Origin of the sequence: Halovenus rubra (assembly GCF_026586665.1) — an archaeon.
Classification (GTDB): Archaea; Halobacteriota; Halobacteria; order Halobacteriales; family Haloarculaceae; genus Halovenus; species Halovenus rubra.
This window is the reverse complement of record NZ_JAODIY010000001.1, coordinates 86,635-100,428: the sequence shown is the minus strand read 5'-3', so window position 1 is coordinate 100,428 and position 13,794 is coordinate 86,635. Positions and strand designations below refer to the sequence as shown.

Sequence of the window (13,794 nt, the reverse complement as noted above, 5' to 3'; positions counted from 1 at the left end):
CGCCTTCTCGGTGTCGAGACGGTGACTGCAGGATGTGGGGCTGTGTTTGGCGTCGTCGTAGCCGTATCAGTCGGGGAGTCGGTTGTTGAGTCGGAGGAGTCACTAAGACAGCCAGCGAAACCAGCGGCTGCAAGGGTCCTGAGGTACGTACGTCTGGAGGATATCGGACCGATATTTACTCGTTCAGAGGAAATTCTTTCTGGGCGTCAGGGTATCGGAGTACGCTCTTGTCGACCGAACCGCGTGCAGATCAAAGCGGCTGTCTGTAACCCGGACGCGTATACCTCATTCGCCTCCGGGAAGGTCCCGAAACATCGATTCGTAGTCGTCGTCAAAGCCGGCATTAGTTGGGTCGGCCTCCTCTTCGAGGACTTCGATACGTTCGGTCATCTCCTGATACTCTTCGCTGTTTTGGAGCTCTGATGGTGTCTTTTCGGCTTCGAGTGTGGCTTTCTTTTCTGCAAGCGCGTAGTACTCCTGAAGCGTTTCATCGTACTCATCGCGCTTGCGCATGGTCCCCACAGCGTCGGCCAAGTCGTCACGCATGACAGGTTTCGTGAGATAGTCGTCAAACTCCATCGAGAGGATATCGAAGTCCGGATCAACTGCAGTTACCATGACAACCCGGCAGTCGAGTCCCCTGTCTCGGAGGCGTTCGAGGACTTCGTCACCGGCGTAGTCAGGCATCTGACGGTCGAGGAAGACGACATCAACGTCCTCGTCGGCCTTTTCGAGGGCTTTTTCTCCTCCGTAGGCAGTCCGTACCTCGTGGTCCATCTGGAGCCACGTCGTATACAAATCTGCGATATCTTCCTCGTCATCAACGACCAGAATAGTAAGTTCATCTGTCATTGCTCGTGTTACCTCATACAACCGCTGTCGTGTGTCCTGTCTGTGAAGACGACAGCTAGCGTCGGAATAACCGGCCACCAACCCATGCGATGCACAGTCATTCCTAATCGGAGTGGAATTAAAATAGTATCGGCTTCATATAGGATATGTGAGTCGTTTATCGGGCCGTTGGCGGCACGTACTTGTTTCTCCATACCCTGAACAGAGACATGGCTAGGGATGGGGCTCCCACGTCGATACGATCGCTTGCCGTCACCGTTGAGGATGTGGTCTCAGCGCTCGAACTGAACCAGACGACTGCAAAGCAAGCGGTACTGCGGGTGACACCACCATTCAGCGGGCGGATGCGTGCTCGTCTTCACGTCGACGGTACTCCAGAAGACGAAACACCCACCAACGGGAACAGAACGCTCCGAATCAAGCCGACGGCGTTTCTCGCGTGCGAACCGACCTATCCCACCGCAGCCGACACTGAAGAGAGGTTGCGGGCCGACTCGACCAAGACGTACACCGTCGAGCGCCACCACGAGTACCATCTTGCTGCGGTTGCGGACTGGCGTGAGGCTGTCGCCGATGAGATTAGTACACGGACGACAATCCAGACACCAGTCGGCCCTCACGATGTCGAGATTACAACGCTTGGTGACCTTCCCGAAGAGAGTGCGCCGAAACAAGAGAAGAGCGACGGATAAAACATCTAAACGTTTTTCCATCGGTTCTAAAGAGTCAGTGTGTTGGTCGAAGTATGTGGCTTCTGGATTAAACAAGCCAAAACAGACTGAACGCTCGTCCGGTTATATGATGGTGCCTGTAATAGAAAGAGACAGGTGACCCTCGTAATGTCAATCTCTGCACTGACAGACACCGACGCGGTGCTGGGTGATGGCTCCCTGAACGCCACCCAGTTGCTGTTTCGGCCAATCAAACGACTCGCGTTTTGGACCGCAATTGTGCTTCCGTTTTTGCACCTCTCGTTGCTCATTTCCGGCCTCGAATCCCAGTCGACAGTGTTTGCGTTTTTCGCCCTCCTCATCGTTAACGCCGTCGCCGTCTACGTCGGCCAGCCCGGTAATTGAGCCAGAGTCCTGGTGCTGTGCCCGGATTCGACGGTAACTATTTATTAATAGACGTGCTACTTGGGGTATGGCCGCATATGGCCGGCCGTCACTTCGAGACCTGTTCGACGAAGCACCGACACCCCATATCGCGCATCCACCAGAGACCCATCACCGGGATTTCTATCTTGCAACAGATGGTTCGTTCAGAGAGTCCGGTGGCGGTCTCGGCGCGGTTATCGAGACACGCGACGGGGAACGGGTAGCACGCCTCGCGCTGCCCAATAACTGCCCGAACAACAACGTTGCGGAGTACCGTGCGCTCCATCTGGGGCTTGATGTCCTCGCCGCGCGTTCGCCGGCAGACGCCCGCGTCGGCGTATTAGTCGACCACGACGACCTCGCGGCGAATCTCAACGTCGCCGTGCTAGAGCGGCGGAACGCTCGGCTCGAAACACCACACTCAATCTCGGTCCCGCAACTGACTGGGCTTCACTGGCGGGGGATTCGGAACCGACTCCGGGACTTCGAAGGAATCCGCGCTGGCCGCATCGCCAGCGGCCACAACCCTGCTCATCCGCTGGCGAACGCGCCGGGCCAGTACGCTCATGTCAATGAAGAGCCCGAGCGGTGTGTCCTGCCAGAGCCCCACTGTACCGAGAACGAAATTCCGCCGCCGTCGCGCTCGGGCCGCGGTGCAAGCGACTGACCGCCATACGTCTTCAATCGGGCCAACACTGGCCCCAGCAGTCAGATACATACGAGTCGCGCCCCTACCAAAGCGTATGGCAAAAGCAACCGTCGGTGGCGGCTGTTTCTGGTGTACCGAGGCGGCGTTCAAGGAACTTGACGGCGTCGAGTCAGTAGCTCCGGGATATGCCGGTGGACACGCCGAAAACCCGACGTACGAAGCAGTTTGTCGGGAGGAAACCGGCCACGCCGAGGTCGTCCAACTGGAGTACGACCCCGACACGCTCAGCTACGCCGACATCTTAGAAGTCTTTTTTACCGTTCACGACCCGACACAGTTGAATCAGCAGGGTCCGGATGTCGGCACGCAGTACCGGTCTATTGTTCTCTCACACGATGAGGACCAGGCAGAGAAAGCACAAGCCTATATTCAGACGCTCAACGAAGAGTACGAGGACGAGGTAGTAACCGAACTCGAACCCCTCGAAACCTTCTACGAGGCCGAGGAATACCACCACGATTACTTCGAAAAGAACCCGAACGACGCCTACTGTCAGATGCACGCGAGCCCTAAAGTCGAAAAGGTGCGTGAGAAGTTCCAGAACAAACTCCACCAGACGTGAGCTGAGACACGCTCACTGCGAGGCGCTGTCGGCACGCTGGTCGTCGCCGACACAGTGATAATATCCATTCTCTGATAGTTACGAGTATATACTACTATATATGATATGTGAACTATATAATATCAATTCTTGCTGGATTCTATGACAAACACACATCCACTATACCCGACATAGAAGACCACATACGTCAATAAACAAGAGTATAGTCGATTACGTGGTGTCATAGAGTAACGACAACATCCACGTTACGGTGAGGTGTTATATGTCTGGCACCACAATAGCGATTTGTAATGACAGAGCACAACAGCGACGTACTCGTTACACCAGACTGGGTTGAGGAACACCTCGACCACTTCCAGTCTGACGACCCGGCGTATCGACTGCTCGAAGTAAACAATCCGACAGTCACCGCGGAGTCGGAGTACACGCCCTACGAAGAGGGACATATTCCGGGTGCGACGTTTTTTGACTGGGACGAAGACCTCAGCGACGCGACACAGCGGGACATACTCAACAAGGAGGCCTTCGAGGAGCTGAACAGCGAGGCTGGCATCACCACCGACTCGACGGTCGTTATCTACGGTGGCGGGCGCGTTCCCAACTGGTTTGCACTCTTTGCTTACTGGGAGTACAAATACTTCGGCCACGAAGACGTGCGCGTCATCGACGGCGGAAAGGGCCACTGGGTCGAAAACGAGTACCCGCATACGACCGAGGAGCCGGCGTTTTCGACACAGGAGTACACCGCGGCTGGCCCCTACGAGGCGATTCGGGCCTACAAGAGCGACGTAGAGCAGGCAATCGAAGGCGGCGTCCCGCTCGTCGACGTGCGCTCGCCCGAGGAGTTTACCGGCGAAGTCATCGCGCCAGAAGGTCTCCAAGAGACGGCCCAGCGCGGCGGCCACATCCCCGGTGCGAAGAGCGTTCCAACTACGTCTGTTCTGCGCGATGATGGCACGTTCAAACAGCCAGAAGAGCTGCGTGAGTTATACGAGGATGTTGGCATCACCGAAGACCAGTCCGTCATCACCTACTGCCGTGTCGGCGAACGCTCCTCTATCGAGTGGTACGTACTCCACGAACTGCTTGGCTTCGACGACGTAGAGAACTACGATGGGTCGTGGACAGAGTGGGGGAACACTATCCGCGCACCAATCGAGACCGGCGACGCCGAGTAAACCAAACCGCCCTGCCAGACCTGAGACACTGCCTCTTTTTTGACCCTCGAACTTAATTGAGTTCCACGCTTGTATCCGTGCATGAGTACTGCTTGGGGTGTAGACGAAATGCCCGACCAGTCGGGGCGAACAGTCGTCGTCACTGGTGCAAACAGCGGCCTGGGGTTCGAGGCAACCAAACTGTTTGCACGGAACGGTGCCGACGTTGTCATGGCATGTCGCAACCGAGAGCGTGCACAAACAGCCCGCAATGACATTAGAGCGGTTGTCAACAAGCCGTCGCTATCAGTTATCGAACTCGACCTCGCCGACCTGTCGTCGGTCCGCTCGTTTGTTGAGACGTTCAAAGAGAATCACGACGAGCTTCATATCCTGTGTAACAACGCAGGGCTAATGGCGATTCCTCGACAGGAAACCGTCGATGGCTTCGAGATGCAATTTGGCGTCAACCACCTCGGCCATTTTGCACTGACTGGTCTCTTACTCGACCGTCTCCGAGAGAGTTCCGGGGAGACGCGGGTTGTCACACAGAGCAGTGGTCTCCACGAGAACGGTGCGATGGATTTCGATGACCTCCATGGCAAACGGGAGTACGACAAGTGGGACGCATACGGGCAAAGCAAGCTTGCGAACCTCCTGTTTGCGTATGAACTTGACCGTCGGCTTGACGATGCAGGCGCAGACGTTACAAGCGTGGGCTGTCACCCGGGATACGCCGACACTGACCTCCAGCGTCGTGGCCCGGAGATGATGGGGTCCCGTCTCCGATTGTTTCTTGTACAGGTCGCAAACAAACTCGTTGCACAGTCGGCCCAACAGGGCGCGCTTCCGATGCTGTATGCGGCAACAGCTTCGGATATTGCTGGGGGAGAGTACATCGGTCCCGGCGGCCTGATGGATATGCGCGGGCCACCCGCTAAACAGGCGTCAAGTGAGCTGTCGACCGACGAGGAGTTAGCAGCGCGGCTCTGGGAGGAATCTACAGAAGCGACCGATGTAAGCTTCGGGCTTGCTAACTGAACGGGGACAGGGTAGGTGTTAGTTTTCGACTGGAACAGGACTGTCGATGATATGACGCCAGAGTCAGGAGAGGTCGTACTGTTCGCCGTCGACTGCTATCTGCTCGGCAAACGCCTCCTTGGCTGGGTAGAAATGGGCGGCATGGACGAGGCGAGTCCGTTCAGCGTCAAGTTCGTCGGCAAGCGCGAGCGCCCCCTCACGAGTCATATGTTTCGTCCCGAACGTTCGTGGGACACCGTCACTGTCGTGGTGGTTGCCACCGAGGGGGTGATACTCACAGAGGTCCGCCGGGACGAGGGCCTCCACGAGCAGAAGATCAGCGTCGGCGAGTTCGGCTCTTGTTTCCGCGGGGATATCGTAGCAAGTGTCACCGGTCATTGCGAATTGCGCGCCTGTCACCGGGTCCTCGACGCTCAGCCCATAACAGACCAGCGGCGGGTGAACAACTGGGAGGAGCGTGACCTCGAACCCACAGACGGAGAACGGTTCGAGAGGAGCCCGGGCCTTGACAGAAATCTGGTCGAGGTAGTCGTAGTCGCTGGTGACGGTTTCGGCGACGCTCTTACCGGTCTGGGGGTCTGTTTCGTCGGCGGCAAACACCGTAATATCGTCGACCAGTCGATAGCAGTTGCCGAGGCCGTCGAGATGATCGAAGTGGATGTGCGTGACAATCGCCGCGTCAGGAAGCGACACCTCCTCGCGAAGAAACTGCTGGCGAAAATCCGGGCTGAAATCCACAAGCAACGATTCGCTAGTGCGCTCGTTGCGGAGATGAACCGAAAAGCGCGTCCGCTCGACGCCGCCAGCGGCCGTGATGGTCGCGCCCTGGTCACGAAGTCGCTCGCGTAGCTCCGTGGGCGGCTCACGTGCTGTCTGGCAAGTATCGCAGTCGCAACCGACGGTTGGTGTCCCGGTTGTGTCGCCGGTTCCAAGCAGGGTGACCTGCATCAGTTTGTACGTAGAGGTGTCAGATAAAAAGGCGTGTGATTGGGCGGGCCGCCTGCTTTGACACGCTGTCGTCAGGCTTTAGCCCCAGCACGTCGAATCGCGGGTAATGGCACAAGCACAGGAACAGGGCGACCTCGCGGTGGTTATCGGGCTGGAAGTACATATCCAGCTCGAAACGGACACCAAAATTTTCTGTGGGTGTTCAACCGAGCCAAGCGATGAGCCAAACACGCGAACGTGTCCGGTCTGTCTCGGCCTCCCCGGCGCGCTTCCGGTGCTCAACGAGGCGGCAGTCGAATCCGCCGTCAAAGTCGGCAAAGCGCTGGACGCATCAATTCCCGAGGAAACGCGATTCCACCGGAAAAACTACTACTACCCTGACCTTCCAAAGAACTTCCAGATTACGCAGTACGACGACCCAATCTGTCAGGACGGCGAGCTCGAATGTTCTGTCGAAGGAACCCGCCGGACGGTCGGCATTCGACGTGCTCACCTCGAAGAAGACCCCGGCAGCCTCAAACACCAGGGTGGCTCTATCGATGCCGCCGACTACACACTTGTCGACTACAACCGCGCCGGCGTCCCACTGCTCGAAATCGTCACGAGGCCGGACTTCCGCGGGGCAGAAGAGGTCCGTGCTTTCCTCGCCAAGCTCGAAGAGGTACTCGAATATCTCGGTGTCTTCAATGCTTCCCGAGACGGCAGTCTTCGTATCGACGCTAACCTCTCGGTTGTCGATGCCGACGCAATCGACGAGGATGGCACGCTTGACGAGGCTGCACGCGAGAATGCAAACCGTACGGAAGTCAAGAACATCTCCAGTCACAAGGGCGCTGAGAAAGCGCTTGCCTACGAGGCGACCCGACAGAAAAACGCTATCCGGCGCGGTCGTGCCGTCGAGCAGGAGACGCGTCACTGGGATGAGTCCCGGGGCATCACAGTCTCGATGCGCTCGAAAGAAGAAGAGAAAGATTACCGCTACTTCGGGGAAGCTGACCTTCCCCCCCTGCGTGTCTCTCACTGGAAAGAGGAAATCGAGATTCCGGAGCTACCCGACGCCCGCCGCGAGCGATTCCAGTCGGAGTACGGCCTGAACGAGGAGGCCGCCGACAAACTCACCAGCACGAAACAGGTTGCTGATTTCTACGAGGAGGTTACAGAGCAGTTCGACCCTGACCTCGCGGCGACGTGGGTTGCCGACGAGTTGCTTGGCGAGTTGAACTACCGCGACATGGACGTAACCGAAATCGAAGAGCGGTTCGACGAAGTGAGTCGCCTCATCGAACTCGTCGCGACCGACGAGATTACCACCAAAAACGCTCGTGAAACAGTTCTCCGGACAATGCTCGACGAGGGCGCTACTCCGGATTCCGTTGTTGAGGCCGAGGAACTTGGCAAGACCAGCGGTGACGAGGTCCAGCAGGCCGTCAAGGAAGCAATCGACGAGAACCCGGATGCAGTCGAGGACTATCACAACGGCGAGGGTGGCGCTATCAATTTCCTCGTCGGACAGGTCATGCAGAAAACCGGTGGCAGTGCCGACCCGGGCGACGTAAATCAGTTGCTCCAGACAGAGATAGAGTGAGTGCAATAGCCCACAGAGTCCGAACAGACAGAAGTCTTCCGCTCAGAGCTGTTCGAAAAACGGGCGGAAAAGACGGCTCACGAATGACCCAACCCCGCCACTGACCATCTGTCTGACCCCAGTGAGTCCGAGCTTTTGTTCGTCAACTGCGTACCGTGTCTCGTCGCAGTCAGTATCGAATTGGTATATCGTACCGTCCTCGCTGGCAAGGTCGATTGCATCGATGACCCGTGATTCGGTGAGGTCACAGGCAGCTGCCAGCTCTGGAACTGTCTTCGGTCCTGCCTTGAGTTCTAGCGCGATGAGTCGCATATGTTGCATGGCAAGCATTGCTTCGCCGCCGTCCATCTCCTCGACGCCTTCAGGCCCGGTGACACGCCGGCCCTGAACGAAATCAGCCCGGGCGTCGAGCAGGAGCCAGCCGCCCACAGCGATAGCAAATATCGGCAGGGCGCTATCAACGGTCAGAGGACGGGAGAGTGTCGTCAACAACCAGACAGCACTTACAAGCATCACAAAAAGCCCGACTGCTGCCTTCCCCCATCTCTCGTCGACTCCGGGGATGTCACCAAAAATGTCGAGTATCTCACCGGCGACAGCCCCAGCCGCAATTCCGAGGATAAGCACGGGGTCGTCGGTGACAGCGACAACCACAGCAAGCGTGACTGCCCAGACGAGTATGCCTCTGACAGAAATCCGGTGTCTAACGGAGGTCACGAATTCGGAGGGCATCTGTGTTCGTATTGTGAATACAAGAGTATAAATTATCAGGGGTCGGTAGCCGGATTCTGTTGTGACTTGGGCGGCTAGACAGGCGAATCTAGGGTTGGACAGGCGAAAGCTAATTGATGTGTTGTCTCGTACAATTAAGACAAACAGTCCCACACCGAGGGGCCACGTTTCCAAAAGGGATGGAAAGACCAACGCCCACACAATCGCCCACAACACCAGACGTCCCACAGCAACCGCCACTCCAGATTGTCAAGCAGGGAGGGGTGTGGGTAGTCGAGACCTACCGCCGTGGAGACGGAGACGGTCGGGTATTCTCCACACACGACACCCAGATAGATGCCGTCAGAGCGGCAAAGTCCAAAATGGAGGCCGGGACCCATCCGTGTACTCTCCGCTGGGAAACAGCAAACAGCGTCAGCAACCTCTACTGGAACCCGCTGTTCGAGCGGCTTGTAGTCCAGTACGACGAATTGCTCGACGCCTGGACGGCCGTTCCCGAACAGGGAACGTCTGCGATGTGTATCGAAGGCAGTAAGCAGGCCATTTGTGACAAAGCAAAAAGAGTCCAGCGCGCCTACGATTTCAAACACCTGCGCGTCTGTGAGGCGACGAGCCATGACTTCGAGGAGCGAGACCACCGGTTCCTTCGTCACGATATTACCGCGTCCGGGGTCCGGTTCGACCCCTCGAAGCTCAACGAACAGGCCATGTCCGTCGACGAGGACGACGAACACGATGACGAGCAGGCGAGTGACGACAACTACGTTACGCCGGCCAGCCCCGGCCAGCTCGGGGCGTCGATTCCCGATGTGACCAAGGTCCAGTTCATCGACACGGACGGCTGTCTCCACCGGTACAAAACGCCGTGGGGCGATGGGACAACCGCTGAGATTCTGACTGTCTCCCGCAAGTACGCCGACGACGACTCAGTCCGCGACGCATTCGAGCTGTGGCTTTCCCGGTGGCGCACCGTCAACAGCCAGCCGACCGTTGCGACAATTTATGAGACGGGAACAGAACCGGTCCCCTGGGTTGCATACCAGACAAGCGACCAGACACTCGAATCAGTCGGCACCGACCTGCCAATCACACGGCGACTTTCTGTTCTCAGTCAGTTAGGGTCAGTTGTCAAGACGGTTTCGGAGGACATTGCCGCGCCGGTGTGTGGCATCCACCCTGCCCGGCTATATCTGCACAACAGCGGCAGGGACGAGCGAGTGACAGTTTCACAACTCGGCATCGAATGGGAAGTACAGCGTGCCACCGGCACCCACCAGCCGACACCATTTACTGCCCCAGAACAGATTAGCGGCCAGCTCACGTCAACAACTGGTGTCTATCAGGTCGGCGCGGTCGCATACTGGCTGTTGTGTGAGTCGCTACCAATAACTGCAGACCACAACATTGCGGGGGCAATCACGCGCGGTGACATCCCCTCACCACGTCCGGTCACTGATGTCCCTAGTGACGTCGTGCCTATCATCAACGACGCTCTCGCGACGGACCCGAGTGATCGGTATGACTCCACAGAACTATTCTCGAAAGACCTGCTTCGTGTCCTCTGACCGCTCTCTCACAGTACTGTGACAATTCAGTGTCGGTTGGGCTAAAGGCTAGTGCTGTTCTAGACTGTGTTGTCTTATTTCCAGAGAGAGTGCAATTAGAGGGCGCGGAAGACGCGAATCGTGTCCCGAGAGGTAGGTTCACGGAGCAGTTGGGCGAGTCCCAAATCGGTGAAAATTTCTTTCCAGTTGCGGTGGTACAGTGGAAACTCGTCGTCAACGTAACTGACGTTGTGACTTTTTCCACGTTCCGGGCTGTTGCCTTCGTTTTCGGCAGTCACAAGCAGGTCGTCAGTGATGCGAACCAGTTCCTCAAACACCCACTCGTCGTCGGGGTGGATATGCTGGAGCGTTTCGACGGAGTAGACCGCATCGAACTGGCCGTCGTCGAACTCCGGCAGAATATCCTCGACGGCACCGCTGTGGAACGTCCCGGTGTCGTGGAGGTGTGGGAAGTGTTCGGCCATCACCCCAAACGACTCTTCGTTGATATCGATACCGGTGAGGTTTCCGTACCCGTGCTCACGGAGGAGATTCAGGTGGCGGCCAGAGCCACAGCCTACCTCAAGAATTGCCGCAGATTCGGTTGCATAGTGGGTAAGCGCGTCGGCAATGGTCTCACTCACCTCGTTTGGGCCAATATGGGCGTAGTATTCCGGCGAGAATCGGCCAGAGCGGTCAGCCCAGTCCTGACGCACGTCGTCGGGATCCATACACATGCTCTGTCAGTGAAAGTTTTATACCTCTCGGACTTGGCACGGAGCGACAGGCTGTCGTCGTCAGTGCCGCCTGGCCCATCTAAAACCACCAGTGCGTTTTTACTCGCGGTAGCAAACAGTGAGACATGAGCGGTGAGGACGGCCGGTCTGGGGGGCAACATTCGCGGCGAGCGTTCCTCCGAACGGCCACAGGAGCGCTCTTGTTGAGCGCCACGGGACAGCCAACAACAGCAAGCGCTGTCGCCGACAGCCCAACCGTCTACGTCGGGTCATTCGACAGTAGTTTGTACGCGGTCGATGCTGAAACCGGTGAACAGGTGTGGGAATTTACCGAGCCGACAGCCGCGGTACAGTCCTCACCAACGGTTGTCGACGGAACTGTCTACGTCGGAACAATGGACGGGAAACTGTACGCCGTCGATGCAGTGACTGGCGACCGGATATGGGCGTTCGCGGCCCCGGAAAACGGGGTCGAATCCTCACCGACAGTGCTCGACGGGACCGTTTACGTCGGCAGCATGGACGGCCACCTGTATGCAGTCGACGCAGCAACCGGTGAATGGTTGTGGGCCGTGAGCGAGCCATCGGGTCAAATATGGGCCTCCTCGCCGGCGGTAGCCGACGGCACCGCCTACATCGGCGGTATGGACGGTCACCTGTACGCCGTCGACACGGGAACTGGTGAGCATATATGGACGTTTTCGGGCCCAGCAGACGGAGTATCAGCCTCGCCGACAGTCAAGGATGGGACCGTCTACGTGGGAAGTATTGACCGAGCGCTGTACGCCATCAACGCGGAAACAGGAGCACAAGAATGGAAGTTTGCCACTCCACGGAGTGCTGTGCGTTCCTCACCGACAGTAGCTGGCGGAACTGTCTACGTCGGAGCCAACGATTCCACGCTGTATGCCGTCGACACAGCCACTGGGAACGAAAAGTGGCGCTTTATCGAGCCAACAGAGACACTCCGGTCTTCACCCACCGTCGTCGGAAAAACGCTGTATGTCGGGTCCGACGACGGAACGCTGTACGCCGTCAGCACGAAGACGGGGAGACAGGAGTGGGCGTTTACCCAACCATCAGGCTCTGTCCAGTCGTCACCGACGGTGGCCAATGGTGTCGTCTACGTCGGGTCGGGTGACGAAACGCTGTATGCAGTCGACAAAAAAACGGGTGAGCAAGTATGGACGTTCGACGGCCCGACGAGTTCGGTTCGCTCCTCGCCAACGGTTGTGACTGACCCCGAAAACGGTAAGAGCGACGGGTCACGTGTCGCACTCGGGACGCTTGGCCATCACCACACGTGGCCACCTGAGGAGATACCCGAGAACACCGAGACGCCGGTCGAAACCGAGGCGAATGCCGAGTCCTCAGACCAATCCGACGACAGCCAGCGAGGAACACCGAGCAACCGAACAGGTGGCGTTGCCGGTGGTGGTGGCGGTGGTGGTGGCGGCGGTGCCGGTGGCGGTAGTACTGGCAATCCGGCAAATGAGCTAGAGGAAAGTTCGACTCCGACCCCAAACAACGCGACGGCCGTCGGCGTCGGTTCGGACGGGTTGGGGTCAGGCTTTGGCGTCGTTTCGGGGGTTGGGTCTGTCGTCAGTGTCGGATATCTCTTGTGGCGACACCAGTCGGCCGATGACGAGTCGACGTAGCGCCACCGGAGTTCACAGCAAAAATAAGGCCACGAAGACTGCATCGAGACGCCGGACTGTTCGATCTCCGTAGGTGAGCACGGTTGCTTTGGGAGACAGAGGAGTTACTCGTCGGCTCGGACCGCCTCAACGGTATCGACGTACTCCGCGACAAACCGCGGCACATCGTCGTGGTCACGAGCCTCTGTAGGTGACAGCCAGTGGATTGTGGCCACCTCGTCGGTCGCCTTTGCGTGGGCCTCACCATCGACGTACTCACACAGCGTGACAACGTTGAGACAGGGAGTTCCGGTGTCGTCTTCGAACATCGAACTCGTGACGTACTCGACTGTCCCGACTTCGACGCCAACTTCCTCGGCAATTTCGCGTCGGGCCGCCGCGCGTATCGCGTCGCCGCCGTCAGTTGCCTCAATCTTGCCACCTGGGAAGCTAAGAATGCCGGCGGCGTGGTCTTCTTTTTCCCCGCGCTCGATGAACAGGTACTCTCCGTCCCGAACGACTGCACCGTCGACGTTTACGATGTAGGCAGACTCTTTCATGTGAGTTGGGTCAGAGACGTAGATAAAAAGTGGGTCGGTTCGGCGAACTGTTCCAGTCCAAAAACCACCAGTTGGCAACGGGACCGATGCTGTCTTAACTCGTCTCGGGAGCGTTCGCGGTGCTTTTGTCCATTCACAACGGCCACCTAACTTACTCGGTGTAGACACTCTGACTGTCAGATTGGTTTGTTGTCTCGATCTTTTCAACACAGCCTGTGCCATGCAGGCGTATATAAAAGTAACAGCCAGTGTTCTGAGCCTGAAACGGGTCCGGCCAGTATTGTATTTCGGACGATAACTCACAGAGTGATGACAGTTCTTTCAACAGCAGACGAAGGAAAAGTGCTGATGGATATCGAGGGCGAAGAAATCGGTGTTGTTACTCACGTCGACACCGACGAGCAGTTAGCATACGTCGAGCCCGACCCAAGCCTCAGCGAGGCAGTTATACAGGGATTGGGTTATGGCGACGCCGATGAGGATGATATCGAGGTACCGTCAGACACGATTGCAACAGTGACTGATACGGAGCTTCGCGTCGAAACTGACCTGTAAGCCGTTTCCGGGTTAGTTGACTGCCGGAGACACCGTGGTGTCGTTGTTTCCCACAGACCAGCCATTCGTGCAACGCAT

At 57.5% G+C, this 13,794-nt stretch carries 15 protein-coding genes; 10 read left to right on the top strand and 5 right to left on the bottom strand.

The window, feature by feature from the left end:
* Positions 1-285 precede the first annotated feature (285 nt).
* Positions 286-852 carry a HalX domain-containing protein gene (locus tag N5098_RS00495; RefSeq protein WP_267635716.1) on the bottom strand — a complete coding sequence of 189 codons (567 nt, stop codon included), beginning with the start codon at positions 850-852 and terminating at the stop codon, positions 286-288.
* Positions 853-1,061: 209 nt separating this feature from the next.
* Between N5098_RS00495 and N5098_RS00490 the strand changes: the two genes are divergently transcribed.
* From N5098_RS00490 to N5098_RS00465, 6 genes are all read left to right on the top strand, one after another.
* Positions 1,062-1,544 (top strand): DUF8009 family protein, encoded by a 483-nt coding sequence (locus N5098_RS00490; RefSeq protein ID WP_267635715.1) that lies wholly within the window; start codon positions 1,062-1,064, stop codon positions 1,542-1,544.
* Between the two features lie 147 nt (positions 1,545-1,691).
* Positions 1,692-1,928 (top strand): DUF8028 family protein, encoded by a 237-nt coding sequence (locus N5098_RS00485; RefSeq protein WP_267635714.1) that lies wholly within the window; start codon positions 1,692-1,694, stop codon positions 1,926-1,928.
* 67 nt (positions 1,929-1,995) lie between these two features.
* On the top strand, positions 1,996-2,616 hold the full coding sequence (locus N5098_RS00480; protein ID WP_267635713.1) for a ribonuclease H family protein: 621 nt from the start codon (positions 1,996-1,998) through the stop codon (positions 2,614-2,616).
* Between the two features lie 76 nt (positions 2,617-2,692).
* Positions 2,693-3,220, top strand: a complete 528-nt coding sequence (gene msrA, locus N5098_RS00475; RefSeq protein ID WP_267635712.1) for a peptide-methionine (S)-S-oxide reductase MsrA — start codon at positions 2,693-2,695, stop codon at positions 3,218-3,220.
* 290 nt (positions 3,221-3,510) lie between these two features.
* Positions 3,511-4,398: a sulfurtransferase gene (locus N5098_RS00470; protein WP_267635711.1), complete on the top strand. Its 888-nt coding sequence runs from the start codon at positions 3,511-3,513 to the stop codon at positions 4,396-4,398.
* An 81-nt stretch (positions 4,399-4,479) separates the two neighbouring features.
* A complete protein-coding gene (locus tag N5098_RS00465; RefSeq protein ID WP_267635709.1) occupies positions 4,480-5,418 on the top strand; it encodes an oxidoreductase in 939 nt (312 codons plus the stop codon).
* A gap of 63 nt (positions 5,419-5,481) precedes the next feature.
* Here the strand turns inward: N5098_RS00465 and N5098_RS00460 are convergent, their stop codons facing one another.
* Entirely contained in the window at positions 5,482-6,366 is an 885-nt protein-coding gene (locus N5098_RS00460) for an MBL fold metallo-hydrolase (protein ID WP_267635707.1), read from the bottom strand.
* A 106-nt stretch (positions 6,367-6,472) separates the two neighbouring features.
* On the opposite strand from N5098_RS00460, the gene gatB reads away from it, so the two are divergent.
* Positions 6,473-7,951 (top strand): Asp-tRNA(Asn)/Glu-tRNA(Gln) amidotransferase subunit GatB, encoded by a 1,479-nt coding sequence (gene gatB, locus N5098_RS00455; RefSeq protein ID WP_267635706.1) that lies wholly within the window; start codon positions 6,473-6,475, stop codon positions 7,949-7,951.
* Between the two features lie 42 nt (positions 7,952-7,993).
* Here the strand turns inward: gatB and N5098_RS00450 are convergent, their stop codons facing one another.
* Complete coding sequence (locus N5098_RS00450; RefSeq protein WP_267635705.1) at positions 7,994-8,683, bottom strand: hypothetical protein; 690 nt, start codon at positions 8,681-8,683, stop codon at positions 7,994-7,996.
* A gap of 179 nt (positions 8,684-8,862) precedes the next feature.
* Between N5098_RS00450 and N5098_RS00445 the strand changes: the two genes are divergently transcribed.
* Positions 8,863-10,248, top strand: coding sequence for a serine/threonine-protein kinase (locus tag N5098_RS00445; protein WP_267635704.1), 1,386 nt, complete (start codon positions 8,863-8,865; stop codon positions 10,246-10,248).
* A 95-nt stretch (positions 10,249-10,343) separates the two neighbouring features.
* On the opposite strand, the gene N5098_RS00440 is transcribed toward N5098_RS00445, so the two are convergent.
* Positions 10,344-10,958 (bottom strand): class I SAM-dependent methyltransferase, encoded by a 615-nt coding sequence (locus N5098_RS00440; RefSeq protein WP_267635703.1) that lies wholly within the window; start codon positions 10,956-10,958, stop codon positions 10,344-10,346.
* A 131-nt stretch (positions 10,959-11,089) separates the two neighbouring features.
* Between N5098_RS00440 and N5098_RS00435 the strand changes: the two genes are divergently transcribed.
* Positions 11,090-12,622 carry a PQQ-binding-like beta-propeller repeat protein gene (locus N5098_RS00435; protein ID WP_267635701.1) on the top strand — a complete coding sequence of 511 codons (1,533 nt, stop codon included), beginning with the start codon at positions 11,090-11,092 and terminating at the stop codon, positions 12,620-12,622.
* Between the two features lie 104 nt (positions 12,623-12,726).
* On the opposite strand, the gene N5098_RS00430 is transcribed toward N5098_RS00435, so the two are convergent.
* Positions 12,727-13,161, bottom strand: a complete 435-nt coding sequence (locus tag N5098_RS00430) for an NUDIX domain-containing protein (RefSeq protein WP_267635700.1) — start codon at positions 13,159-13,161, stop codon at positions 12,727-12,729.
* Between the two features lie 309 nt (positions 13,162-13,470).
* Here N5098_RS00430 and N5098_RS00425 point away from each other — a divergent pair, with 309 nt between their 5' ends.
* Positions 13,471-13,716 carry a DUF8593 domain-containing protein gene (locus N5098_RS00425; RefSeq protein ID WP_267635699.1) on the top strand — a complete coding sequence of 82 codons (246 nt, stop codon included), beginning with the start codon at positions 13,471-13,473 and terminating at the stop codon, positions 13,714-13,716.
* The last annotated feature ends 78 nt before the right edge of the window (positions 13,717-13,794 follow it).

Coding starts and splice junctions, on each gene's coding strand:
- N5098_RS00450 (WP_267635705.1), bottom strand. CDS start 8,683: ATGCCCTCCGAATTCGTGACCTCCGTTAGACACCGGATTTCTGTCAGA.
- N5098_RS00445 (WP_267635704.1), top strand. CDS start 8,863: ATGGAAAGACCAACGCCCACACAATCGCCCACAACACCAGACGTCCCA.
- N5098_RS00425 (WP_267635699.1), top strand. CDS start 13,471: ATGACAGTTCTTTCAACAGCAGACGAAGGAAAAGTGCTGATGGATATC.
- gatB (WP_267635706.1), top strand. CDS start 6,473: ATGGCACAAGCACAGGAACAGGGCGACCTCGCGGTGGTTATCGGGCTG.
- N5098_RS00480 (WP_267635713.1), top strand. CDS start 1,996: ATGGCCGCATATGGCCGGCCGTCACTTCGAGACCTGTTCGACGAAGCA.
- N5098_RS00490 (WP_267635715.1), top strand. CDS start 1,062: ATGGCTAGGGATGGGGCTCCCACGTCGATACGATCGCTTGCCGTCACC.
- N5098_RS00495 (WP_267635716.1), bottom strand. CDS start 852: ATGACAGATGAACTTACTATTCTGGTCGTTGATGACGAGGAAGATATC.
- N5098_RS00430 (WP_267635700.1), bottom strand. CDS start 13,161: ATGAAAGAGTCTGCCTACATCGTAAACGTCGACGGTGCAGTCGTTCGG.
- N5098_RS00485 (WP_267635714.1), top strand. CDS start 1,692: ATGTCAATCTCTGCACTGACAGACACCGACGCGGTGCTGGGTGATGGC.
- msrA (WP_267635712.1), top strand. CDS start 2,693: ATGGCAAAAGCAACCGTCGGTGGCGGCTGTTTCTGGTGTACCGAGGCG.
- N5098_RS00440 (WP_267635703.1), bottom strand. CDS start 10,958: ATGGATCCCGACGACGTGCGTCAGGACTGGGCTGACCGCTCTGGCCGA.
- N5098_RS00470 (WP_267635711.1), top strand. CDS start 3,511: ATGACAGAGCACAACAGCGACGTACTCGTTACACCAGACTGGGTTGAG.
- N5098_RS00460 (WP_267635707.1), bottom strand. CDS start 6,366: ATGCAGGTCACCCTGCTTGGAACCGGCGACACAACCGGGACACCAACC.
- N5098_RS00465 (WP_267635709.1), top strand. CDS start 4,480: ATGAGTACTGCTTGGGGTGTAGACGAAATGCCCGACCAGTCGGGGCGA.
- N5098_RS00435 (WP_267635701.1), top strand. CDS start 11,090: ATGAGCGGTGAGGACGGCCGGTCTGGGGGGCAACATTCGCGGCGAGCG.